Below are 26338 nucleotides of genomic sequence, written 5' to 3' on the forward strand. Positions count from 1 at the left end.
TTCGCAAGACTTATTGTGTTTTTACAACATAAAGCTATTGAATTATTCGCAAAAAATAATCGAAAATTTTAACAATTTTTATTTGGCAAAACCATAGTTATCTGGGGGGTAAACTGAATCGTATATATCTTTTTCAATTTTCTCCAATTCAATCAAATAATCTTTTTTTAAAATCTTGAAAAATTTAACATTTCTGTCATTATAATTAATATCATCAAAGCAAGGATAATCACCAACTAATTTCCAAATAACACAAATAAAATCATCATCCGTCAAATAGGAAAAAATTGTATAATCATCTGATAAAGTTCCAAAAGAAACTAAATATTTATGAATATCATTATCTTCTAAATCATTTAATCTATTTTCCAATAGATTGTATTTTTCAATAATATTATCATTATTAATATTTAAGATTTTTTTCTCACTGATACGTTTTAATCGTTCTAAAAGGTAACTTTTTAAATAAATTAACTCCTTTTTTGATCCTATATACTCTCCATTAAACCATATCCTTGCATATCCCATGAGTTCTTTTTTATCAGTAACTTCATACTCTACGGCAAAAATAGAATTATTACCTACTATTTTCATAATTTTTGAATTTGATTTGGAACATTGTTTATCTTTATTTCTCTAGGATTTCCCTTTTTATCCTTACCATTTGTTGAGCCATTCCAATGCCATACTCCATTATTATCTGACTGAAAACGATGATAAACAGCTTTACTTCCCTTACCTTCTTTCGTCCATCTAGTTTCTGAATCAACTGGATCAGAAACACTATTTTTCCATAATTCTAAATCATTTGAAGGAATAACACTTTTTGTGGAATTATAAGGCAATCTACCACCTCTAGGATCATGATGCCCTGGATTTTCATATATTAGATAGCCTCCATCATCTGACTTAATAACATTATGTCTTTTTATTGCTTCTTTTAAATAGTTTTGATCAGAAAATGTGCTGTTTCCTTGATTTGTTCTTTGGATCACTCCTGCTAAATAATTATCACTAAGTTTTGAGGGGTCATTAGTGAAAATTTCCATTGGATTTGGCTCATAAGGTTTAGTCAAATCTTTTTGTCCTTTACTATTAATAGGAACAAATAAAAAGGTTGTCCCACTAAGTCTTCTAGAAATTTCCAAGACACCAAAATTAAACTTAATAGAGCTATCTCTAATTTCAGTTTTGTCTCCACCCACATTTGGACTTAAATAATCACGTAATAATAAAGCAACAATTCCACCTCTATTAACATATTTTATCCAACCAAAATCAGGTGTTTTTTCAGATTTTCTAGAAACCAATTCGATAGCATCATTATATGTAAAGTTTGAGAGTTGAACAGCATTGCCAGTTGTTACTAACATAGTTCCTAAAGCAACTGCATCTTTTGTTTCCGCACCTTCAAGTTCAATCATATCGATTACTCTATTTGAACTGAAAGAATAAGGAGAATTCCAGGAATAATTTTCTTGTAAAGGATCCACCGCAAAAAACCTACCAATCCTCGGATCGTGCATCCTAAAAGTATAATTAAGCGAATTCCCTTCACCTTTAATTTCGTTATCCATTTCTTGCCCTTGGAAGCCGTAACGGTACGAGTCAGAACTACCATGTCTATTAGGCACTAACTGTCCAAAAGGATAGTAATCTGAATAGCTAATAACGTCAGCTGAATAATGATCGTAAAGATAAAGATTACGGTCTGAAATTACCGAAAGAACGTTACCTAAATGGTTCGATAATTCATATTGTTTGTCTCCTATAAAACGATATGCTATAATTGGTGCTCCCGGTGTAGCATTTTGGCCTTCGCCTTGTGCTTCTCCTTCGCATATGTCTCCTATACCATTTTTATTGTCATCTTTTTGATCAGGGTTAGGTTTGCCCGGGCAATTATCGCAGACGTCACCATATCCGTCACCATCGTTATCTTTCTGGTCAAAGTTAGCATTATATTTGCAATTATCACATGCATCACCCACACCATCTCCATCTGTGTCTAATTGATTTCCTACTTCTGCAAGATCTTTTTGTGCTATTCCATTTGGTGTATAGCGACAATTATCGCAAACGTTTCCTACGCCATCATGGTCATCATCTTCTTGGTTTGGATTAAATACATATGGGCAATTGTCTTCGATATCTTTGACTCCATCACCATCTATATCACCATCTTTCGTTCCGCAATAGGTCTGAGCATATGTTACAGTAGTAAACGGAGTAGCACCATAATAAGGAATATTACCTGATAAGTTCATGAATTGCCCATTAACTGAGCCTGCAGAAATACCACTTAATTCATCAAATTTATACTCATTGATTTTTTTGTCTTCAGGAAGTTGTCCGTTGTCTATAGAATAACTAAAATCACACATTTCTGATTTAAGGCCATCATAAGGTACAATTTCACCTGGGCGATATATTAAAGCTGCAGCTCCAAGGGTGTTTTTTGGCACGACAATACTAATGTCTGGTGCTCCATTCCTCATCGCTTTATTTTCGTATTTATTGCTTCCGTCTTGTTCTGTAACGGTTGCCTTAGCAACAGCGGTATAAATATTTCCGTTTATGGTTAACTCTACCGTATAATTGGCCGCTTTTGTAGCTCCTTCTTTCACTATTGCTGTTATGTCCCATTCGTTTTCAGGAATAGCGGGAGATACAATTTCATAATCAGTTCTATACCTGAAATTTCTGTAACTGTAACGTCTGTTTCCGGAGTTGTTTTTATAAGAATTATGATCTCTTCTGTATTTTACTATTGATAGATAAGGTAAATAACCTCCTGTTGTAGTCTTTTTAACAGATAAGAAAATTGAACTTAAATAAGATCGTGAGCCATCTGACGGCCATGATGTACCTTCTTTTAAGGTTCCGTGAAGAGCCGCTACTAATTTCACTTTAGTATCAGTTTCATTGATTTTTAAATGCGTATTTAAGGTTATTTTCTTTGTTTTTTGAATTGTATTATCAAACAAATTGATAGAATTTCCATTAGTTTCTAACCAGGAAGCATTGTCTGTTTTGGCATCAAAGTTTAAACCTGATTGTGCAGTAACAACTGGGGCAGTGGCAAGAGCCATCATAGGCTCAGCAGTTGCAACGGTTTTACTTCTTAGGGCGCTTGTTTTAAGTTGTTGTGCGGCGGCAGTATACTGGCTAATTTTTGTTCGGCGTTTTTCAACACCAAGTCGGCTGCTACCATAAATGTCCTGTTCTACAAGGTAATAAGTGATTAAATTACCTTGTTTAATCATTTCATAAGTACTCAAAACATTTCCTTGTGCATCGCGCTCGTAGTAAGTAGTCGTTATCTTGGTTGGTGTAGTTACTGTTTTTGCAAGTCGGTTTCCTAAACCGTCATATTCAAAACTTATAATGGTACCGTTGTTTTTTGTAACTGATTTTACTTTACCATCTACACGCCAGTCAATATTTATACCTTCTTGTTTGTCTTTTGTTAATTGACCAATATTATCGTATTCGTAGTTTTCTTCGGCGGTTTGATTGTCAATATCTAAAGAGGTGTCATCTGCAGCACCATTTGTAAACACGTTATTAGCAATAGCATCGTTTACACGTCTTAATTGGTTTGTACCTGAATTATAATTATAAGTTAACTGATCCATGTCAGTAATAACACCATTTTTAGGAGCTGAAGCAGAAAGAGTTTTTAAATTTCCGTTTCGATCATAGCTATAATTAGAGGCATAACTGTTCGCAGTTGTGCTTCCCAAAACAGACTTAGAAGTCATTTCCATGATTCTGTTTAACTGGTCATATCGATAATAATTGTATTGTGTAGCAATAGGTGCCGCATCCGTATTTGATAACGAAGTGATCATTTCTTTGATATTCCCGTTGTACAAATTGTTGTCTTTTTTCTCCAGATTAAGATCTTTACTTAAGCTAAAAATACTATTGTCTCTGGTGCCAACACGAGATTTGTAATCACCATTATAGTAATTGAGTGCGAAACCAAAGGCATCCTGAGCTACACTTAAACCGTCTTTTCCGGCATCATTTGCAGTTCCGATTTTTTCAGAGTTAACTCCTTTTAACCAGCCTTGTAAGGTATAAATGTAATCAAGGCCCTGAACTTGTTTATCTCCAATTTCAACACGTGCCAACGGACCGTGATCGTAGTACAAATAGTTGGCTTCTTTTTCCCAGATAATGTTGTCTTTACTGGTGTACACTTGCTGGATTCTATTATCGGCATCATATTCGTAACGATGAATAAACTGATCATTTGGGTCGTTTGGCTGGTACGTTACTCTATTTACATTTCCGCTAATTAAATCATAATCATATACTACTTTTTTGGCACCAACATTCATACTGTTCAATTCAGTACTGTTATTAATATGATGCACGAGCTCTTTGACATTGCCATGAACATCATAATCATAGAAAATACCATTTGTATAAGAAGTTACGGCAGACTTACTTTCGAATGTATCAAAGTATAAAACAGCTGTTACGCGCTTATGGCTGTTATCAGATCCGTATGAGGTAAACCAACTTTGAGTATTTTTTACAGGATTGTCATAGATGGTTTTGGTTACCTGATCAGTTGTATCAGTAATATTGTATGGATAATTAATCGTTTTTTCGACAGCATCAGAAGAAATCTCATTTCCTCCTGCGTCTATTAATCGCCCGTTATCATTAATGGTTAAAGAAACTCCCGTTTTTGTTTTTAGCTGACCCGCTTCGGTAATTCGGCCAAGGGCATCATAACATGTATAACTAAATTGGGATTTCCCAATTTGATTGGCATTCTGACTAGCTATAATCCGTCCTAACTCATCATAAGCAAAACGAGTTTGACCACCATCTGGGGTTTGTTGCCATACCAACTGATTCAAAGAGTTGTAGCGGTATTGGGTTTTTAATTTATGAAAAGGAACGACCTTAACACCATTTACAGATAATGTATCTTCTTTTTGAGTATTTGTTTCTCTCAGATTATTAATAGTGATATCAGAAGCAGGTTTTAATCGTTGAATTCCTTCCGGCGGAACCGTCTGAACTAAGTTTCCTGCCTGATCATAGTAATATAAAGTATATTGATACTCTTTATCTGTAGATTTTTGTGTTAAAGTTTCATTTATACCTTCTAATGCCTTTTTTAAATAATTTTGTCTAAAAGCCTCTTTTTTCTCTGCATAAAAAGATTCAGACACCTGTTGAATATTGGCATCGTTTATTGCCTTTTTGTAGATTTCACATGGCGTTTTATCTTCTGGTGAACCTGGTACATCTAAACTAAATGAAGGTGCCATAGTTGCAGGAGCACAAAAATCGTTGTTGGCAACATATTTATTGGCAAATTCTATCCATGTATCTGTGTCAGCAATAATATTAGGATTTTGTGTCTTAATATAATTAGAATAAGCAATTACAGCAGCAGCGGTAGCAGTGTTACCATATTTTAGTTTGGTACTACCAAATTCAGCAATTGTTAAAAATTTTGCATCCTGAGCTGATGTAACTTCGAGTTTTGTTAAATAAGTAATATAATCTGTACTGATATAGCCATAATTAGCCTCACAGAAAAAGGTTCCGTTGTCTTTTAATTTAGCAGGAATTGTATAACCTGGCATTTGTAGTTGTAGGGCAGTTTTGAATTCAGTCCATTTGTCACTGCAAACTATTGGTGGTACAGGTTGAGGTATGCATACAGCACTACAAATAGGTGTGCCTACTTTTAAAGTGGTCGTTGATTTTGTGCTTAAGCCAGAATTTATTGATTTTTTTGTTAATGCTGCTGTTGCATTTAATATACTACAATCATTATTTCCTTTTGGAATTTTTTGAAACTCGGTCTCCAGTAAGTTACTTATTATATTAGGGAAATTTACTCCCGACATATCATTATAATTAAATACGGAATAATTTTCTCCAAGTATAGGTATTATACCTATTTGCGTCATATACTGTATTGGAGTTATTGCTATTTGTACTGGCTGAAATTTATTAAAAATGTTACCTACATCATTAACAAAAAATATAAAATATGGTTTTGAAGCTTTTCCTGTAGTAGGGTTGTATAGGTTTGAGAATGAATTTATTAATGGTGACGTGTTTGTTTCTCCTATACTTGATAAAATGTAAAAAACCCGATCTACTTTTTTTGTTATTGAAACATAAGCACCACCGCTTTGATTATTTTGAATTATATTATTAAAATTGCTGATAAAATTATTTGAATAACTGTTATCCTGAATTCTTATTGCTGTTGGGTCAGACTGAATTTCATAAGCACCAATTGAATTTACATATGGAGTGTCATCTAAACTTTTTTGTGCACTTTGAAACCTTAAGAATCCACAGCCGTCACAGTCGTCAGCTGAAGTTAAGAAAAATTGTTTTGAAGGGCTAGTATGTAAGTTTAAAAAGTTAAGTACCCCTTGTTGTAAATTTTCATGATCATTACGTTCTGCCCCACCCGGAATTCTGCTATGGGGAGCTCTGAATATAATTGCAATATGCTTTTTTTCACATTCTTGACAAGCATCTCCTATACCATCTTGATTGGAATCTTTTTGATCTGGATTTGGGGTGTTTATACAATTATCCACGTCATCATAAATTCCGTCACCATCAGTATCTGGTTTTACAATAACTTCTCCACAAAGATCTCCATAGCCATCCCCATCAAAATCATCTTCTCCACAAGGTGCACAACAAGCAAAATACAATGGTTTACGATTACCTGTAGAAATACTCCAATATTTTATTGCAGGACCGTTAGAATTATTAGTTTTTACCGTTATACTGTTTCCGCTATTTGAAGAAGGAATGAAGAGATCCGTAATGGTCCCTACACTAATTCTGCCATTTCCTGCACCTATTGACAGGTGTTTTTTATCATTTACTAAAATTGAAAATGATCTTGAATCAGTAGCATTATTGGCATCCCATTTTACAACATCTCCGGGCTTAATACCAAAGTAACGATATAAATATCCCTGAACAAAAGTATTGTCATTTGTAATATCCTGAGAGGCCAAACCTGCTGGTGAAGCTTGTAAGTGAAGCATTAGTTCTTTTAGTCCGGCTCCAAAAAGTTCTTTTTTATTACACTGAGAATTTTCAAAAGCAAGAGTTTCACCTACGCCGGTTCCGCCGGTAAAATGACATTCACCTACTGCTGCCTTCGTATAACCTTCTACAATTATCTCATCTGGAGTACTACATGATGCAGTAGTACCTTTACGAAGAATAGTTGCTATTATTTTAAATTTAAAAGTTTTAGTGGCAGCATCATATAAATCATAATAAATATTTTTAAAACTTATAATATCTTCCCATTGAGGAGGGGTACTACTACCAGTGCAAGGATTCTTGTAAGCACCCGGGTTCGCAAATTTTAGAGTAATAGGAGTTGCAATACTATTTGCCGCGTTTTGATCCAGGTAGAAACCTATTGTTAAGTCATTCCCGGATTTTTTTCCAATTAATATTGGTGACACTGAAGCTGTACTTAAGTTAAAGTCAGGGTTTATCTGTGCGTTAAATATACCAGTTGTTAAGTAAGGCATTCTGGATGCAGGAGTATTAACTAACAAACCATTTGGTTGAATATTTGCATCTGTTAAACCTTTTAAGAAAGTTTCCATATCTAATGCTAAAGGACATTTTCCGGTTTCAACAAACAAATTAGCATTGGCTTTTGCTTTTGCATTTTCCATTATTTCCTGATCATCTAACTCCGCATTATATCCATAATCAGCTGCAACAAAACGTCTTTCTTTATTTTTATAGAAAAGAGCTGTTTCGTCTGAACAAATAGCTTCCGTATAAGTAGCTCCATTTGGAGTCAGGGACCTTGTAATTAATTCTGTAACTTTTAAAGCATTATTAGGAGTAATTTTGTCGTATTTTTTAAATAAACTAGCATAAGAATTAATACTTTCTGCGTTGCCTATACAGTCATTATTAGCTAACTTTTTATTAGCATACATATGACTAAAAACCGTACGTGTTTTTTCTCTTAAAGCAATATAATAGCTCTTAAAGTTAGACCAGATTCTTTGTTTTAAATAATTAGAAGAACTATTAATAGTACTTAATAATGCACTATTGTTTTGACTTAGAGTTGCTTGAATATCTGCGGGAACAGCAATGCCATTTGAAAAAGCAGCAAAATAGTAAGCGGTTTGCAACATGTTCATTTTTAGAGCACCAGAAGTCAGTCCATCGTAATTTAATTCCAGGGCCTCTTTTAGGATATTTTTTCGCGCGTCAAATTCGTCTTGTTCCTCGGCAGTATGTTTCTGAATGTAGAATGGATCGATTGAGCCTAGTGAATTTATTATTCGTGGGAGAATTCCGGTTGCTGAAAAAATGGTGTTATTTACATCAATCACAGTTTGAGTTTCAGTATCATAATACTCTAAATCCCTTAGCTTTTCATCAAAACCGTCTGAATTGGTGCCATTGGCGTCTACTTGATCACAAATAGCTTTGTTGTATACATAGTATTGATATTCAGGATGGTATTGTATTAATGATTTTGCCCAGCTTGGTTGCCATGCTGCAAGAAAATCTCTGACACTATTTAAATATTGAGGTTCAACAAAAGCATAATCAGCATTAGTTGGATCCTCTGTAACCGGGATAATGTCATTATCATTAGCAGGTGGCCTTAAAGCCGGAGAATAGCCCTCTCCATTTTTTACAATTGAAATTTTTGAAATCTCTCCGTTTTCATCTTTATAAGAACCGTTAAAAGGGCTTCTCCAATTATATTTTGATATTTTGGATGTTATAAGTGTGGGAGAAGTCTCAGATTCAGGCTCTGTTACATTAGTATATCCTAAGTACAATAATTGATTGTTTTCGTTAAAGATGCTTAATTTATCGACATCTCGGGCAACCTGAGTTGAGTCTGTAACTGTTTCCAGTCCAACTACAGAACCATATTGTCCGCTAGGGCTAACATCTGACAATAAAGTCTCTTCATTAATACTGCACAGATTTACTGGTTTTTGGCAGAGCTCTCTGCAATTGGCAAGTAAAGCTCTAAATTCTTTTTTATAGTGGGTTGTATAAGTGGCTATTTCTGTAGGAGAAAGGCCTATGTCAGGTATGTTAGAAGTTGCGTATTTTGCTTCTGCGAGAATTATAAAAGGCTCTCTGTTGTTTAGGTTTCCAAGGTCGCTTTCATTTACAGGAAGTGCCGCAATATAACTATTTCTGTCTGAAATGCTTTCTAAATTAGAGGTAACTAAAGCTTCTTCACAGCTTCTGCAAGTTACATTACAATCTGTAGTTTGAATTATTTCTTCAAATTCAGTAATAGCAGGCTTACAAGCTGTACCCTTTTTTAATTGATCAATAAAGTCATCTGCATATTTGTCTAACGCATCTGTGTCAATCTGTAATCTCTTACTTAAATTATAAGTTCCTACACTCAAAGATTTAAAGGTCGTAGCATCTTTGGGTTGTTTTCCGTCAAAAGTTTTTGTAATAGACAAAGTTGTTGGTGCGTAAGAGCTAAGGTCCACAAGTCCAATTTTAGCGTTACGTTTTGAATCGCCTAATTCTTGTAATAATTCATTAGCGCAATCATCAGTCATAGTAATCGTCCAATCGTATACAAAAGGATAAAATTTATTACTTAAACATTCATCATTGTAACTGCCAATTGTTTTGGTTAACGAGTAATCAAATTTTACCACATCCTCTTTTATTACATTTACGGAGGTATTTACACGAATACCATCTGGAATGATATTGTTCTTTCCAGAAGCATACTTGTCATTATTAGTCAGTAGATCTTTGGTTGTTGTTAGGTGTAAACCAGCTTTTGTCTCATCATAGAGAGAAATTAAATTTCCTTTATTGTCTCCTGCCAATGCCGTAGCAATAGTTCTTCCCTGAGGATCTAAATAACTAACACTAATCTGGTTGTTAGGATCAATAACTATGTTTTTTTTGTAATAGGATGCATCACCAACTTTATAACCAAATAATCGATTAAGTTCTCCTTGCTCAGGATGGCCGTAAAAATATCTCATCTCATGGTCAGTACCAATTTGATGTTCTTTACCTACACCACCTTTTCTTTTAATACGTCCGGTATTGTCAGGTGTATATTCTATTTGAGAAAAAGGAAGAGCATCTGCAACGGGTACTAAATCCTGATAATTGGATTTTTCTACATTATTATTAGAATAATATTTACTGGCACCACTTGTAATAGCCATTCCTGAAATAAGAGTGGGAGCACATATTTTTTCATCTTCTTTCTCCCAGTCAAAATCTTTATGGGTAAAGATAGACGTGCCGCTTTCATTTTTGTTTAAATCGGGATAAAAACGTATACCTGAAGATTCTACCGGAACAGGTAACACTTCAATAGCTGCCCGACCTTGATTATCATAGATAACTTCGCCAACGACGGCTTTATTATTCGAGTTTATCCTGGTAACTGTTTGGCGATTTCGCAATGAACCGTCAAAATAACTAACTACTTCTTTTTTCTTTCCATCCTCGGCAAAAGAAGACTGGTACTGCCAGTTTTTTTTGCCTAATTCATGATTTTGATTTATTATTAAATAATGAGACCATTCGCTAACGAGTTTATGTGATTCCATAAAACCGGAGGTCCAGTTTCCGTAGTAATTTTTAGAAATATTGTTTAAAAATCGACCAATAGGTCTTACTCTATAAATAATATATCCTTTTGAATATACAAGTGGAATTTTATAGAGTGTATCTTTAGTTTGAATTCTAGTACTATTTAACCTGAAATCCTGATCAGTTAACGGAATTTGATTTGCGGGTAATGTACCTCCGTCTGTTGCAAAATTATCAATCCAGGTCCATTCAAGTTCATATTCTACAGCTGGTGCTTCTTTATCTTTATGCCAAATTATTGCAATTTCATCAGCGCCATCACTGGAATTCCTGACCTCCGGTTCATTTGTTCCGTTGTACTTGATGAATTGATGATTTAATGGAAGTACAGAGCTATATTTAGTACTACTTAGCTCCAGGTTGTAGTAACGATCTGTACTAAATTTTAATTGTAAATAAGCTAATGAATTATTGATTATAGTATCTGTTCCTGCTTCATTATAATAAGTAATCGATTTTATCTTTATAGCAGCTTTGTGAATTCCGGGAATTGTATAAACAGCATAATCATCAAACGTAAGTCCTTTTGATACATTATCGTGTTTTATATTTAAAGTAACCTCAAAATTTGATATAGGAAGTTGATTCTCATCTTTATAAGTAGTTATTTTATGATTGTTATTGTCATAAGGGGTTATGGCTAATATAATTCTAGAAGAGTAGATTTTCTTATATTCTGTTGCATTGCTTCTATCGTCATTAAAGCCAAAATGAATAGAGATATTTGGATTTACTGATGTAAAAACAGTTTGTTTTTGTATATCTGCAAACTTAGGGTCAGTTATAAACAAAGTATCTTGACTTTGCAGTTGATTTCCAATAAGTTTGTTTTCTGCATGGGTTTCTTGTTGTGCAAATGACAACAATGAAATAAGAGTAAATGCAAATGCTATTAAATATTTGTTGATAGACATATATCTGATTTTATTTATTGGAAATGGTTCTTTGGTCAATAATTTCGTAATGCTGCAATCTTTCAACGGGAACATAATTTTTATTGCCCATCATTGTGATATAATTTTTGGTTATAAAAATCGAAGGATTAGGAGTTTTTTTACTGAAGTTGGTATTGGTAACTTCTAATCGTGGATAATACGAATTTGGAGCTTTGTAATCTTTAGAAAAATTGACAGCTGTACTATAATAAAAAATTGATTTTTGCAGATAATATTTTTTTGATATCTGTATAATGATTTTAGAATAGGGAAGAGCTGAATACTTTTTTGCCAATAAAGTGATTTCCCAATGAGTTTTAAAATCTCTAAAAGATTCTATTTTGCATAGATCTAGTAAAGGCTTAATATCGAAAGTTCCAAAATAATTTTTTATCGGATCAGCAATCTGAATTGCTTTTTCAGGATGACTAATTTTTAGATTAATAGATTTTGAGTTTAATATTTCAGTTTGATCTATTTTCATGTAAATTTCGTTAGAAGAATTTTTGCTAAAAAACCCCTTATAGGCCTGCTCTATTTTTTTAGAATCAGCACTTTTATATAGAGCATAATTTGAATTGTATTGAAGAGGTTCAGCTATTGTATATTGTTTTCCCATTTGTTGCAAAACTTCACTTACGGTTTGACTATATGCAATAGAACCAAGGGATAAAAGACTGATAAAAAATATTATTTTGCGAAACATAAACATTAATCTAGTTATTAATAATAGTACCTGAGCGGGTTTCCTGAATTGTCTTAACTCCCTTAGCGGTCTCTTTTTTGATTCGAACTAAACCACCTTCATTATCATACTCGTAGAAAGTCGAATAATTGTTTTCATCCAGTTCAGACATCAGTTTGAAAGTTTCAGAATCATAGACAAATGTTTTCACGCTTCCATCAAGTGGGTGAACTCTGATGTCATCAAAGTATACAGGAAGTCCATTGCTCAAATTTTCAAGTTCGATACCAATCGCTTTTGTTAGATTTGGAATTAAAAATTTACTTGTAATCCTTTGCCATCCATCAATTATATCGCCTTTGGCAACTAATTTTTCTGTTCCAATTCGGTTTCTGACATCATCAGTATCAGCACTGTTATAAAAAATGACATTTATTACTGCATTTTCATATGTTTTTACCTGTAGAGCAGATTCTTCCTTAACCCACGCACTTAACAGATATTCTTTCCCAGGTATAGGTTGAAAACTTAAACAATCTGAGCAATAGTTTTTGTCAGTAGGATCCCCACAAGTAAATTTGCTAAGTTTTAGATTATCTGAGAAGAAAGCTTCGTTTTCTAATGTTCCTAATGGATCAAAGTTTTCGTAGCCATAATAATCGTATCTGAAATCGTTAATTTTACTTTCTGGGTATTCTTTTTCCCCCAGGCTTAGTAGATATTTTAGTGATGTTCGCAAGACAGGAACAACTCTTGATTCGTTATTTGATGCAGTTAATGACTGAACATAATTTGGATCTTCATTACGAGCTAGTGATGCTACGCCTGTAATACCACCATCTACGTAAAATCCATTTTCGATACCTACTACATATAAATGAGGCTTATCAGGATTGGTAAAAAGAGTACTTTTCGAATTACTAAATCGTGCCATCGTTTGGTCTCTTAATGCTTCTACGTTACTCGTTTCACAACCATCGGTAATCATAATAACAACATTTGGTTTTATAGAAGAATTTAGCGTTACGTCTAAAGCGGTTTTCCAATAATCCGAAGAGGAACTTATACCAGTTCCGTTGCGTGTACGATAATTATCAATCCAGTTATTGAATTTTTTTAAAGTGGCAGGATCTGTATTACTTAATCTGGTTGGTTTTATATTGTCTTCTCTTGTAACACTATCACTGTCAGACATTCCGGTTAAAGAAACATAAATGTTCGATTGCAGTTTGTCATTATCATTAGCTTGTTGTTGTATGTATTTTTTTAATTGCTTCTTGATTTTAATTGCTTCAGTAAGGTCAATCGATCCTGATTCGTCTAATACAAAAGCAACGTGATTCACACAATATAATTCAGAGCAAAAATCAATATGGTTAATATAAGTATCAATATGACCACTTGGTGCTATTAGTTTAGTTACAATTTCATTGGATTCATAATCATCCAGATTAAAATCTGCGATTGAATTTCCGTTAGTAGCAATTTTTACATCGTAATCAGTGTGTTCTGAAAATGAAAAAGCAATAAAACCTTGTTGTGTGTTATGAACGAAATTATATATAGCAGGATTTTCATCTTTAATATAAAATGCTAATGCCTTTAGTTCATCGCAGGTATATCCATTTTTTATAGTTTCAGCGGGAAGGTTGACTAATTTATTAGCTAAGGTTTTAAAAATGGCCTTAATATTTGGAGTATTTGGATTATTCTTTGTACAGGAGATAAAATCTTCACATTTTTCAACGGTAACATTTTTTGTAAATTCAAAAGTACATTCATTATTATAATAGGCATTCAAATGAATGGTATATGAACCAGAATTGGGAGGTGTAAAAGAATAGGAACCAGTTGTATTTGTAATTGGGTTGAGTTGCTGAGTTGTTCCATTTTTAACAGTGTACCATTTATAACTTATGTTTTTAGCAGTTGTTTCAAAAGACAGATTAATTGGACGGTTTACACAAAAAGTCTGACAATCAATTACTGTAATTGGTTTGGTGAAATTTGTAATACAACCTGCCTGATTTGTTACTTCGGTTTTGATAATGTAAGATCCAGGATTACTAAAAGTATAAGCATAATTACCAGTGACATCATCTGATTTTGAATCTATTTCGACATTTTCGGCTGTAGTTACAGACCATTTGTATTTTAAATTTGTATTGCTGGTTTGAAATGAAAACGTACTTGGCTCAGTGATGCAAAACTTTTCCAGAGATGAATTAATGGCACCGGATACATTGGTACATGCTGCGGTAACTAATTGAATAGTATTTCGGGTTAAAGTTAGATCTGTTATTACAGTATTTTTTGCGATGCAGTAATAGCTTCCGGCATTAACAGCTTGCACATTTGGGATAGTATAGATTCTCGATGTAGCTCCTGATATCGCAGCTCCATTTTTATACCATTGAAACGCATCTGTACCTGCTGTTCTGCCGTCTTCGAACATAGTTAATGTGGCAGAGGTACCAATTCCCGCAGTTATTGTTGCTGTGTTATCAATATTTTTTTGAGAATTATAGTAAAAAGAAAAATTAGGGCGACTTTTATATAGTGGGTATTCATTTGCAAAATCTACAAAACGAAAATTATTTCGACTAATATCAAATGATTTTAAATTAGATAAAAGGCTTATCTCTGGAGGGATGAGATCGCTTAACTCGTTATTCCCTAAATGCAAATTGTTTAATAGTGCCAATTTCTTGATTTCTACAGGAATTTTACCAGTTAACTTATTACTTGAAATTTGAATATATTCAAGGGCAGAAGCATTTCCAATCTCTTTTGGTATTTCTCCGGTTAACTGGTTGAAATTTAAAGAAAACTGAGATAATTTAGTCAGATTACCAATCGATTTTGGTATTGTTCCAGTTAATTCATTCATATCTACTGCTAAGGTTTCTAAGCTTTGCAGGTTGCCAATGTTGGCAGAAATATTACCATTTAGTTTATTACTATACAAGTAAAGTGTCTTAAGATTAGGTAAGTTAGCATTATCAAATGGTATCCCACCCGTTAATTGGTTAATATTTAAACTTATTACAGTTAGATTAGATAAATTTGCTATACTAGTTGGTATTGTTCCAGTTATTTTATTTGCACCAAGAAATAAAGATTTTAACTGTGTTAAGTTTCCAATACTTTCGGGAAGTGGACCTTGTAGGTTATTGGTTTGTATTGTAAGATTTATTACGTGATTATCACTAGAAACAGTTACTCCATACCAGTTTGATGTAACAGGAGTATTAAAATCCCAACCTGTTTTATCAGTCCAATTATCTCCGTTAGTGCTATTGTACAGATCTAATAAAGCATTTTTTTCACTTTGAGGTATATCCGGAACTGCTAATGTTCTCATTGTTTTGCTATTTGCAGTACTTAAATTTTGCTTAGTTTTTTGCCCTTGTTGAATCTTGTCTAATTCATTTTTTTGCATACGATATAATAAAGTAAAATGCTCTCTAGCTATAGTAAGTTCATAATTAAGGTCTTTGTCAGAAATACCATGTGATTTTAATATTGCAGAAACTTTAACAGTATCAAAACCAATAGTTTCATCGCTGTAAGTTTGAGCAAAAGATGTGAATGAAAATAAGATTATTCCTAAATTGATTATCCAACTTTTATATGTTTTGAAAATATTTTCCATATTATATTTTAATTACAGACTTATTTAATATTTATTAATAAACTGGCACTTTTTTATTTTTCATTCTTTACAAGTAACTAATTCAATTTTGAATAGTTCGGGCTTGTATTTCTTCACATCGACCTTGTGTGTGTGCTCCAAATCTTCGAAATAGATGAGCTTCAATAAATAAACTTGTTAGGAGATTATTTGATTTAGCCGTTTTTTTACTATTATAAAACTTATGTTAGCATAATTTTTTGAAACTGAATTGATGTGTAAGCAATTGTATATCAATTTGTAAAATCAATGTATCAGTATAATGTGTACTTGTAAAACTAGTTTTTGGACAAGCCATGGAATCCGATTCTCTTTCTTTTGGAAGCTTGAAAGTAAAACTATTTGCAGGTTCGACTATGGAGTGCATGGAGAAACTCTAATTGCTCGCACAATTCTTCTGGCAATTATTTCTTGACAAGGATTTCCGCTTTCTTCTCTAGATAAGTATGCAGTCCTTTCATCTCCATCTTCAGAAATGTAAACTACATAATCTTGCTGTGGGCTTACAACAGGGTCGTCTGCTTTATACCAATAAGATTGTAAAACAGGTGTACAAGAGGAGGTTTCAGCTACTTTACCATCATTATCGATTCGATATGTTAATCCATTAATCCCTTCTTTGCGCCATAAATTTCCGCTACCTACACGAGTTTTTAAATTTTGATCCAGGTAAAGTTGCGTTCCAATACCTAAAGAAGATGAAGCAGCATAGAATGTATCGGGAAAACCAGTTTGCGAACAAACTTCACTAGAAGTAGGTCTGCCGGGACTTGAAAATCTAAACGCATAGCCAATAGGACTGCTGCAAGAAAAAGTTTCGGTTATTTTACCGCTTGCATCGATTTTATAGGATGTGGCATTAGTTTGATTTTGATACCAGGAAATCCCATTTGTTACAGCACTTGTCAAGCCTTCGTTTGTGTAAAGCTGTGTGCCTATATTAAGTGTTTGTGTCGAAGCATAAAATTTAACAGGGAAAGCAGTTTCACTACAGGCAATTGCAGAAATGCTGCCTGGATTTGAAAATTGAAAAGGATAACTGGTTGTTTTTGTAACTTTTATTGCTCCTGTAATTGGGATACATGATACAACTGTAAATGTTTTTTCAATAGTTGTTGTGCAGTTATTTTGTATTGCTTCCAATTTTATTTTATAGGTACCGGGAAGATTATAGGATTTTGAAACTGTACTGGAGGATAGTACGGTACTCCCTGTAACTACACCATTTAGATCATAAAAACTCCATTTAAAATATACATTAGGAGTACTAGTATCAAAAGAAAAATTAACAGGCCTTCCAATTAAAAAATCTTCGGAGGTTATATTCAATGTGCCAGTAGTTTGTGGACGACACAATACATTTAGCAGAATTGGTTCGCTTTCTAAAACTAGTTGTTGGCCGGGGCCACCACCACCAAGGAGTGGATTTTTTACTACACAATAATAATATCCAGAATCAGAGGATTCTACATCTTCCAGAACCAATCTGGGCCCGGTAGAAGTCATACCAGGATAGTTGATTAATACTCCGTTTGGAGATATCCCTTTGTACCACTGAAAAGTGTCATCAGGTGTGGGATTATCATAATCGATAGAAAGCGGTACAATAGGATTAGCAGTGTTAATTGTTTTTGGTTGTCCTACTTTTAATTGTGGTGAATATGTAAGACCGGGTACAATATGCTGTTGCATTAAGTTCATAATGTCAGCAAATGTGAATTTGTTTGATTCTATACGTAGTTCAGATAGATTTGATGTAAATCCAAAGGCAATTTGACTACTTATGTTGCCACTTAACAGGTTATTGTTTAAGAAAACATTCGTTAGATTAGCGATATTGCTAAAAAGAGGGATTGATCCGGTAAATTTGTTATAACTTAAATCCAGAATATTAACATTCCCAATATTGACTGGTAACGGACCACTTAATTCATTATTATTTAAATATACTTCATGTAAACTCTGAAGTTGAAAAAGTGAAGCAGGTGCAGCTCCTGAAAACTTATTATAACTTAAATTTATTGTACCTATAGGTGCTGTACCTTGCCCAAATTGTGGCGATACAGAACTAAACTTATTGTTGCTTAAGTATATTTCTCCTAAATTAGGACAGTTAAAAACGGGTACTGATCCTGTTAAGTTGTTATTGTTTAAGTAAATAGATTGTATGTTTGGTTGGTTGACAGAATTTGGAAGTGATCCGGTTAGATTTGGACAGCCAACCATAAATAGCTCAATTAAATTTTGTAATTGAAAAATTCCTGAAGGGATGGTACCGGTTAGTTCCGGGCTATTGTTAATTGAAAGATAGGTTAACTCAGATAATAGTCCTAACTCAGCTGGCAATGTTCCTCTTATTTTGGAAATACCCAAATCTAAATATTGAAGCTTGGTTAATTGGCCTATGGAAGGAGGTATATATCCTGTACCTCCAGCAAAAGCAATGAATTCAAGATCATGTAATTGGAAAATTCCCTGCGGTATTTCACCGTTTATTCCGGTTGCATACAATGCTATAGATTGGAGTTTTGTTAATAGGCTTATTTCAGTAGGTATTGTACCGGATAATTGGCTATTAGTAATTTCAAGAGCACGAAGTTCTGATAATTGCCCTATTGAAGTTGGAATTGAGCCAGTCATCAAATTATTGCTTAATCTCAGAAATTTTAAAGCTGACATTAAGCCTATATTACTTGGCAGCGTACCAGTTAACTTAGTTTGATATAAATCAAGAGTTTCCAGATTTGTTAAACCTACAATCCCGGGCGGTATTGATCCATTAATATTTTTATTATTAATTATCGAAAGATTTTTTAATTGGCTAAGCTGAGCAATATTGGAAGGAATATTACCATTTAGGTCAATTCCATATTCAAATATTAATTTAGTAACATGTCCATCAACTATTGTAACTCCGTTCCATCCGGTTCCATTTTGAGAATTCCAGGAAGTTACAGGATTACTAAAATTCCAGCCTTTTAAATTACTTTTATTTGTAGCTATATTATAAAATGCCTGCAGTACATCTCGTTCGGTTTGTGGTATATCAGCGACTGTAACTGCCGTAGATCTGGCAGTTAACTTCGCTGATTTTTGAGCCGTTGGATGAATGTTTTGAAGAATGGTTTTATTAATTTTTTCAATTGCAAGATAACGTCTGGTACACATTTTTCTTATTAAAGCGATCTCTTTGGCCATATTTGGATCAGTGACACCATACTTTTTAAGAATGGCTGTTTCTTTTACCAAATCAAAACCAATTGTCTCATCACTATATTCCTGAGCAACTGTTGTTAATGAAAAAAGTAACAGACATAGAGTGGAGATCCAATATTTTTTTAGTTTAAAAATTCTTGACATATTTTTAGTTTATTACCAATTCTTATTATTAAATCAATATTTTTTTAATAGTTGTTTTTATAACTAATTATTGGGTACTTGTTTCCCCAGGTGCACACAGAATCACTTGTTTTTTGACTATTGCTTTTTTACTTGGTGCTATTTTCAAACTTTTTCTTCCGGTGTGAGACTGAGTCGTAGATATACTGATATCATTTTGTTTTAATTGCGCTTTATAATCAAAATGAGAAGCCTTTAAACATTCTTCCGGATTACTATCATAATCTTCAAAACCGTCAGAGGCTAATTCACTATATCTTGTATTCGATGCCACTGCAACGGGAAAACGATTGTTGTAGCCGTATATAGCTGATGAATATCGTTTTAAAGCATCTTTATTTTCGAGCTCTTGTCCCCACGGATTGTATTGTGTAACTTCAGATGCGAACGTCCATTTTTTATAATTAGAATCGTCTCTGATAACCCAGTTATTATTTTTGAAAATGTATAAGGAAGCAAAGTCCATAAAGAATCCTGTTTTTCGAGGAGTTGGATCAAGTGTATAATTTCTTCCAGTTAAATATGCAAAGGATTTATTTGCTCTCCAATTACCAAGAATATTATAAACATAGGGGTTGTAAAAATTATTACTTTCCGCATCATCATCAGAATTAGCAGCATTTTCATATTCATATCGTAAAATGCCGTTAACAAAAACCATTTTAGGTAAATTACATTCGCATTGTGATGGCCATACATCATTATATTGTACTGCAGAAGCATTTACGATTCTATCGTTGGCAGTTGCAAGACGAAATGGATCTTTTGCAATTGTATCTCTTACTGTAGTGGCAATATTGTTTGCATCATAGTTGTAAAGTGGGTTTCTCATTGAAGTAATACTAGCCATTGTAGCAGTTTGAATGTTGCGATGACCAGAGCGAATGACTTTTATTTTTCCCTTATCATCAATATCTCTAATTAACTTTCCATTTATGTCAAGAAGTTTAAAATCAGCATTTCCAGCTTTCACAACCCAGGCCTTACTATCCCTGATATCTCCAGCGGCATTAAATCCTGTTACATATACTTCGTCACCATTAATTAAATAGTCAGAGATTGTATTATTCGTTTTAAATTGATAATTATCGCCAACTTTTATAATTTCAGATTCTAATCCAGCATTTTTTGCTGCCTGACTCATTCCATCATAACTCCAATAAGCCGGGAAATTGAAATTAAAGTAGTTATCATTATATTCATTAGTGGTTTGGGTCAATAAGATTTCTCCTGTATCAGCATCCCAGGCCAAGTTTTTTGTAGCTACTTTTGCTCCTGAATCATAAGCCACTTTTTCAGAAAGTATACCAGAACTATGAATTACTTTTGTTGTTGTAGCTGTCCTGATTTGATCCTCATGCTTAGAGTAGCTGGGAATAGGTGTAGGTACAACAATTACAAATATTGTAATTGGTAGTGTAGCAATATTAACATGAATACCAGCGGTTGTAGTGGTGGTAGTGCTTTCTCTAAAATCGTTAATAACATCATAATCGACTCCAACAAGTTTTTTATTAATATTTCTTTTAGAATCAATTGTTTGTATTGTGTTGTCAAGTCTTCCTTGATTTGGATTTTGAATATCAGTTATCGTTTTATAATTATAATCAACTCCGGATATTGGTTCAGTTTGTCCTTCTCCATATACTCTTTGGCTTTTCATTTTCCCATCCATGTCATTGGTATGGATAGAAAACCCCTGTGACATTGTTATGTGATTTTTTACATTTAAATTTAAAAGACTAGCCAGAGCAGTAGAGGAATCAAAATTAGAAGCCAGAGCAGTACGATCGACTATAGTTGGAAAATCTTTAGACGTATAAAACTCAGTTACTACAGATCCGGTCGCATGTTTTTTAACTACTAAGTTTTCGTTTTGATCATTTTTTCTCTGACGTGCCAAATTAGCCACAGTTACTCTGCTATAAGTCACTTTAGGAGAAGGAAAGAAAGACTCTCCCATAGGTTCCTCAACATAATTGTTACTGTCCGGACCTAATAATAGATCTTTTTTCTTTTTATCATAAAAAGGTTTTACAAAAGGATTTTCTTTAGATCCTAGTGGTTCGTAACTAGCAACACCAGATGAATTTCCGTCTTTGTCTTTGTAAGTATAGTCTTGTCCATATGACTGCTTATAATTATCATTATCGCTATTGTTTGTCATCAAATTCCATTGATCCAGGAGTTCGATGTTTTTAACTCTACTACCTCCCCCAATTTTACAGGCATTATTATTCATAAGACGAATCCATGATTTTCCGGTTATAAAACGACTGGCAATTCCGGTTCTTTCTAATTTTTCATTTGGACTTGTAAAAATGTCAAGAAGAGTAGGGATCCAGCCAATTAGTTCCATTACAACACCTTTTACATTGTTAGTGTCTTCTTCATTAGTCATACTATAAACAAGTCTGTTTAAGTTTTGTCTTCCAAAATTCCAACCCGCTTTTTGTATTGGATTTGTATTTTTATCAGTATCCGTTTCCTTAGTAAATTTGTCTCCTTGTCCAACATACGTAATAGGAATAGAAGCATAATTTTTACCATTATTTTCAAAGAATCCACACTTTATTGGTTCGGATTGAGTAGGGGGTTCTATATTAGCATAACCCGTAACATAATCGTATTTGTCTTTATTGCTTCCCGGTAAAGGATTTGGATTTACCATGTTTAATAAGAATCTGAAATATAGAGGATTGGATTCTGTTCCTACAGATTTGATATATTTATTATAAAATGTTTCACCAATCTTACTGTCCTTTATATTTAGACTTGGGTCTATTTCAACATAGAGATATTTTTTCACCAATTCAATTCTTTTGGATTCATTAATATTCTCTTTATTTGCAGGTATTTTATCATCACTACTTCCAACAACTTTAAACATTTGCATGGCTTGTTTATCTTGTACGAAAGCATAATCATCAGATTCAAATTTTACTTCGATCTGACCTCCTGATGGTAAACGTATAGATTTTAATAACCATACAGAAGCCTGTTGATCTGCTTTTTCTCTGTTATTTTGTTCTACAAAAGGATATTCGGCATTTGATAAATTCCCTAATGTTTGTCCGTTTAATTTTTCTTCTGATGGTTTATAACCTCCCCAGGTATCGTAAGCTTTCATGTTATATCGGGGGTTGTTTATTATAGTATCAGTTGCAATGTTATAATCTAAGTTTTCTTCTCCATTTTTTTTATATACAGTACTTCCTGGCGCATATTTAAAAACGTAGGGAGTAAATTTTCCCATTTTTGAATTCTTGTAAGTAAAATAAACTTTAGCAAGAGTTAGTTTTCCTTGTTGATTTAGGGACAAAGGATCAGTTTTGCCTTTATCTTTATTATTATCAATACCCTGGCATAAACTATAATTGTATTCGAAATGTGCTTCTTTTATAGGGGTTGCCTGTTCACCCTTAGTTTTATATTCTGGTTTAGAGTAAAGAGAGATTTTATCCAGTTTATACATTTTAGAATCATTACCACGACCTCCATTCTCATTAGCTACACCATAACCATCATTTCTTTCAGAAAGATAAAAAATGGCTATATGTGTTTTGGTTTCGATTTTTTTTACATACAGTAATTCTTTCTCTCCATAGATATAATTTCCTTTATTGTCTTTTTTGCTTGAGCGAAGACCTTCATCATAATTGGCAGAATTAGAATTAAAAGGAACTCTCCATTTGTAAGTATGTGCTTTGTCTCTGTTTTTATTTTCGTATTCGAACTTGGTATACGTTCCCAAATCATCATCTGAAGGACCATCACCACTCAAATCCTGATAATCTGATGATAATACAGAGGTTAATAAATAGGAGTGTGCATAGGCAGGAGTAGTAATTCTATTGAAATATTGATCGCCGCTTTGCTCATTTTTAGTTGAGTTGTCAACATCTGCATTGTAATTCACCAGATTCGTTTTATAGTCAACAGTGTTATTACCTACATCAAAAGTAACTTCCTTTTTTATGGCATTATAAGCTGCTCTTCCATAGATATAGCGTTCTCCACCATCTTTTGTGATTTTTATTTCTGATGTATGGTGATCTTGTTTTCCTTTTACAGAAAATGGACTAAATTGATTAGTCTCATCATATTTTGTAAATCCAAATTTTGATGCTTCAAGACGTGTTAGTTTTTCAATAGATTGATTTCTTGATAAGCGTTTCGTTCTAGCGATTGTGCCCGTACCTTCTAGTGGAATTGTGCTTTTACTGCTGTAATATCTTTGAGTAGTTTTTCTTGAAAATTTCCCCCCGTCAATGTTTAACCTTATAGGGCTATATCCTCCTAAGTTATCGTTTAAAAGATTCAATTCCTTATCTACATGTGTGCCCCCAATATTCTTAAAAAAGACTTTTTCATAGTCTGGTTTATTATTCTTTTTTTCTTTGAATCTTCCTAAAGAAGGATTTGAATTTTCCCAAATTAGAGAATTGCTCTTTCCTAATGTTACGGTTGCATCTACTCCAAAGTGAACACCACCGCCAGCACCAAATTCTAAACCTAGAGTACCTCCCGATGTGGCATCTGTCGTTTCATTATCATATACATAACCTACCTGAGATTTATAAGGACGATACATGCCTGAAATTCCTTGCCCCTGGATACTGTATAAATCATAAGTATTGTTGGTAATAGGTAATGAAGTTGTATTTTTATTAAAAATTCTGTCTTTTTCTCTATTAAAATCTAAAATATCCGATTTGCCGGCATTATAAGTATTTTCAAAACCATAAGCTTTTTCAATCTTGTTTTTTTCGGAATCTTTAATACCTTGACTGGTTCTGTATCCGGAAAATTTTACTCCCCCTTCAATTCCCCAAAGTTCTCCTTCAACATTTACACTAAACATATAATTAGAAGAGGACATACCAACTCTCTTGGTTGGAGTGAAAGAAGCATTTATAAGGGAAAGAGAGCTTGATAATAATTGATCTTGACCAAGTGTTTTATGATTATAAGCATCAACTTTACTCAAACTAGATGAAAGTGTCATAGTTTCTATTCCTTTTCTGCTATTGTAATTAACTCCCAGATTTCCACTTAAATAATTATTCGAACATTCTTTCTCTTGTATTTTTTTAGAAAATGAAACACTTGGTGAGACAGAGACACCTTCTGAAGCAGATGAGGTTACATCCATTCCCACAGAGAGATTGTCGGAAATAGCATAACTAATACCAGAACTATTGGTGACAGTAATTCCTTCATAATTGTTATATTTGATCCCCATTCCGGCACTTAATTTGGCGCCTATCGATTTTCCTCCAGAGCCTTCTTTAACTCCAAATGCGGTTAAAAAAGCATTAACATTGGCACCAATAGTAACATTAGGTTTTAAATTGTTCTCATATATCATTTCATCGCCATTAAAATCATCAGGCAAACCTCGCATTTGTCTGTTAATTTGTCCTACGTCAAGATTCCATCCCAGTCCTACCCAGGAAGCTTCCTGATCCATAGTTACTCCTGAATTGTAGGCGAGATTTAAAGGGTATCCGCCCACATCCATTATCGGAATGTTATAGTTAAAATCGCCACTTGCGAGATCTACCATATCAGAAGTTCCGATAGGAGTAAAGGCTTCGAACTCCGGCTGTGACGGCCCTCCGGTTAATGCATAAATTTGCATAGGCTGAAAGGTTTCCAGAAGAATCATCATTGCTAAATAAATAGCTAACGTTTTTTTAAATTTACTTATTTTTCTTTGCTTGATCATAAGGCTATTTGGGTGTAGGTATCTTTAAATTTAAATTTTAGAGTGCCTTTTCTAAAAAGGAAGTCAGTATAGACAAGTTGTATTTTTTCGTTAGGATCTATTCCGGAGAAGAATAGTATTACTTTTTGATAAGGAGCTATTTTGTAGTTTCGTTCATAAGTGACGCCTGAACAGGCAATAGTATCTTTTTTGGATGTTACGACATAAAAATCCTTGTCTAACCCAAACGACATATATTTTACAGCATCTGTATATTCCATTCCGGTAAAATCTTTTGAGAGCAAATCTTTTTCTTCTTCCTGTTGAAAAGTAAATTCAAGTATACGCTCTCTTTTATTTACTTCATAAAGAGAGTCTACTGTTTTAAGATTTTCGGTACCTAAATCTTTTAAGAGATAGTATTGAATTGGAACTTCGGTTGCAGTAAAACCAATGTCTTCGACCTTTTGAGTATACTGGCGAGATTTCCATCCAATTTTTTCGAGGTTGAAAAAACGATCTCTAATTTCTGAGTCGTCTGGATTTGCTGATTGATTATCTTTTTTACAAGAGAATAAAGTAAAAAAAAGCAAAACGAAAATAAGTTTACTTAATTCCTTCATATTTTTTGTTTATATAGGTAAGTAAATCGTTTGTTACGTCGATATCTTCATCAGCATATAAAACATTTCCTTTATTTTCTGATCCGATGATAAGCTGGTATTTGTTTTCTTTTGAAAATTCTGAGGAATAGCTTTTAATCCTTGCCCAAATTTTAGAAGACTGTTCAGAAGCGAAGTATTCATTAAATTGATTTAATTCTTCTTTTCCCTGAACAAATCGTTGCATCAATATTTTTTTTTCTGAATCTGTAATTTCTGGAGATTGTAATTTTAGATATAAAGAATCAAGACTTATTTTTTTAGCATTAAATTCTTTTTCTCCTAAACCTTTTAGCTCTTTAGTCATAACAAAGCTATTGAAGAGTTTTTCATTATCTACATACACAGTTATGGTGTTGCTCTTTGTATAGTTTAAAACTAAAACTAATAATGACAAGAATAATAGGATGATATTAAATGTGATTAATATCGATTGGGTATTTTTTTTCACAGAATAAAACAATTAAATTATATGGATAGGTAAGGGGCCTTTAATCTTAGTTTTTAATCATATTTGAAATTTAGGTATTCTCTAATTTTTTGAAATTATTTGAGTACTGAATTTGTTTTTGTAAATCTTATTGTATTTAA

At 33.3% G+C, this 26338-nt stretch carries 8 protein-coding genes; all 8 read right to left on the reverse strand.

All coding sequences use genetic code 11. The annotated features are described in order from the left end of the window. Positions 1 to 78 precede the first annotated feature (78 nt). Positions 79 to 594 (reverse strand): hypothetical protein, encoded by a 516-nt coding sequence (locus ACHRWY_RS18850; protein WP_395356748.1) that lies wholly within the window; start codon positions 592 to 594, stop codon positions 79 to 81. Further along, a complete protein-coding gene (locus tag ACHRWY_RS18855; protein ID WP_395356749.1) occupies positions 591 to 11576 on the reverse strand; it encodes a thrombospondin type 3 repeat-containing protein in 10986 nt (3661 codons plus the stop codon). The genes ACHRWY_RS18850 and ACHRWY_RS18855 overlap by 4 nt, the downstream gene beginning before the upstream one ends. Positions 11577 to 11586: 10 nt before the next feature. Beyond that, positions 11587 to 12303: a hypothetical protein gene (locus tag ACHRWY_RS18860; RefSeq protein WP_395356750.1), complete on the reverse strand. Its 717-nt coding sequence runs from the start codon at positions 12301 to 12303 to the stop codon at positions 11587 to 11589. A gap of 10 nt (positions 12304 to 12313) precedes the next feature. Continuing rightward, on the reverse strand, positions 12314 to 15937 hold the full coding sequence (locus tag ACHRWY_RS18865; RefSeq protein ID WP_395356752.1) for a VWA domain-containing protein: 3624 nt from the start codon (positions 15935 to 15937) through the stop codon (positions 12314 to 12316). Positions 15938 to 16330: 393 nt separating this feature from the next. Further along, the gene (locus tag ACHRWY_RS18870) at positions 16331 to 19336 is read right to left on the reverse strand and encodes a leucine-rich repeat domain-containing protein (RefSeq protein ID WP_395356753.1); all 3006 of its coding nucleotides are present in this window, start codon (positions 19334 to 19336) and stop codon (positions 16331 to 16333) included. Positions 19337 to 19403: 67 nt separating this feature from the next. Further along, positions 19404 to 25106: a hypothetical protein gene (locus tag ACHRWY_RS18875; protein WP_395356754.1), complete on the reverse strand. Its 5703-nt coding sequence runs from the start codon at positions 25104 to 25106 to the stop codon at positions 19404 to 19406. Further along, a complete protein-coding gene (locus tag ACHRWY_RS18880; RefSeq protein WP_395356755.1) occupies positions 25103 to 25708 on the reverse strand; it encodes a hypothetical protein in 606 nt (201 codons plus the stop codon). Before ACHRWY_RS18880 ends, ACHRWY_RS18875 begins: the two co-directional genes overlap by 4 nt. After that, the gene (locus ACHRWY_RS18885) at positions 25692 to 26198 is read right to left on the reverse strand and encodes an OmpH family outer membrane protein (protein ID WP_395356757.1); all 507 of its coding nucleotides are present in this window, start codon (positions 26196 to 26198) and stop codon (positions 25692 to 25694) included. The genes ACHRWY_RS18880 and ACHRWY_RS18885 overlap by 17 nt, the downstream gene beginning before the upstream one ends. Between the last annotated feature and the right edge of the window lie 140 nt (positions 26199 to 26338).

It is taken from the genome of Flavobacterium sp. FlaQc-48 (assembly GCF_044007335.1).
Classification (GTDB): Bacteria; Bacteroidota; Bacteroidia; order Flavobacteriales; family Flavobacteriaceae; genus Flavobacterium.

Bases quoted from the DNA above. Each gene is read 5' to 3' on its own strand.
- ACHRWY_RS18850 (WP_395356748.1), bottom strand. From the start codon at position 594: ATGAAAATAGTAGGTAATAATTCTATTTTTGCCGTAGAGTATGAAGTT.
- ACHRWY_RS18855 (WP_395356749.1), bottom strand. From the start codon at position 11,576: ATGTCTATCAACAAATATTTAATAGCATTTGCATTTACTCTTATTTCA.
- ACHRWY_RS18860 (WP_395356750.1), bottom strand. From the start codon at position 12,303: ATGTTTCGCAAAATAATATTTTTTATCAGTCTTTTATCCCTTGGTTCT.
- ACHRWY_RS18865 (WP_395356752.1), bottom strand. From the start codon at position 15,937: ATGGAAAATATTTTCAAAACATATAAAAGTTGGATAATCAATTTAGGA.
- ACHRWY_RS18870 (WP_395356753.1), bottom strand. From the start codon at position 19,336: ATGTCAAGAATTTTTAAACTAAAAAAATATTGGATCTCCACTCTATGT.
- ACHRWY_RS18875 (WP_395356754.1), bottom strand. From the start codon at position 25,106: ATGATCAAGCAAAGAAAAATAAGTAAATTTAAAAAAACGTTAGCTATT.
- ACHRWY_RS18880 (WP_395356755.1), bottom strand. From the start codon at position 25,708: ATGAAGGAATTAAGTAAACTTATTTTCGTTTTGCTTTTTTTTACTTTA.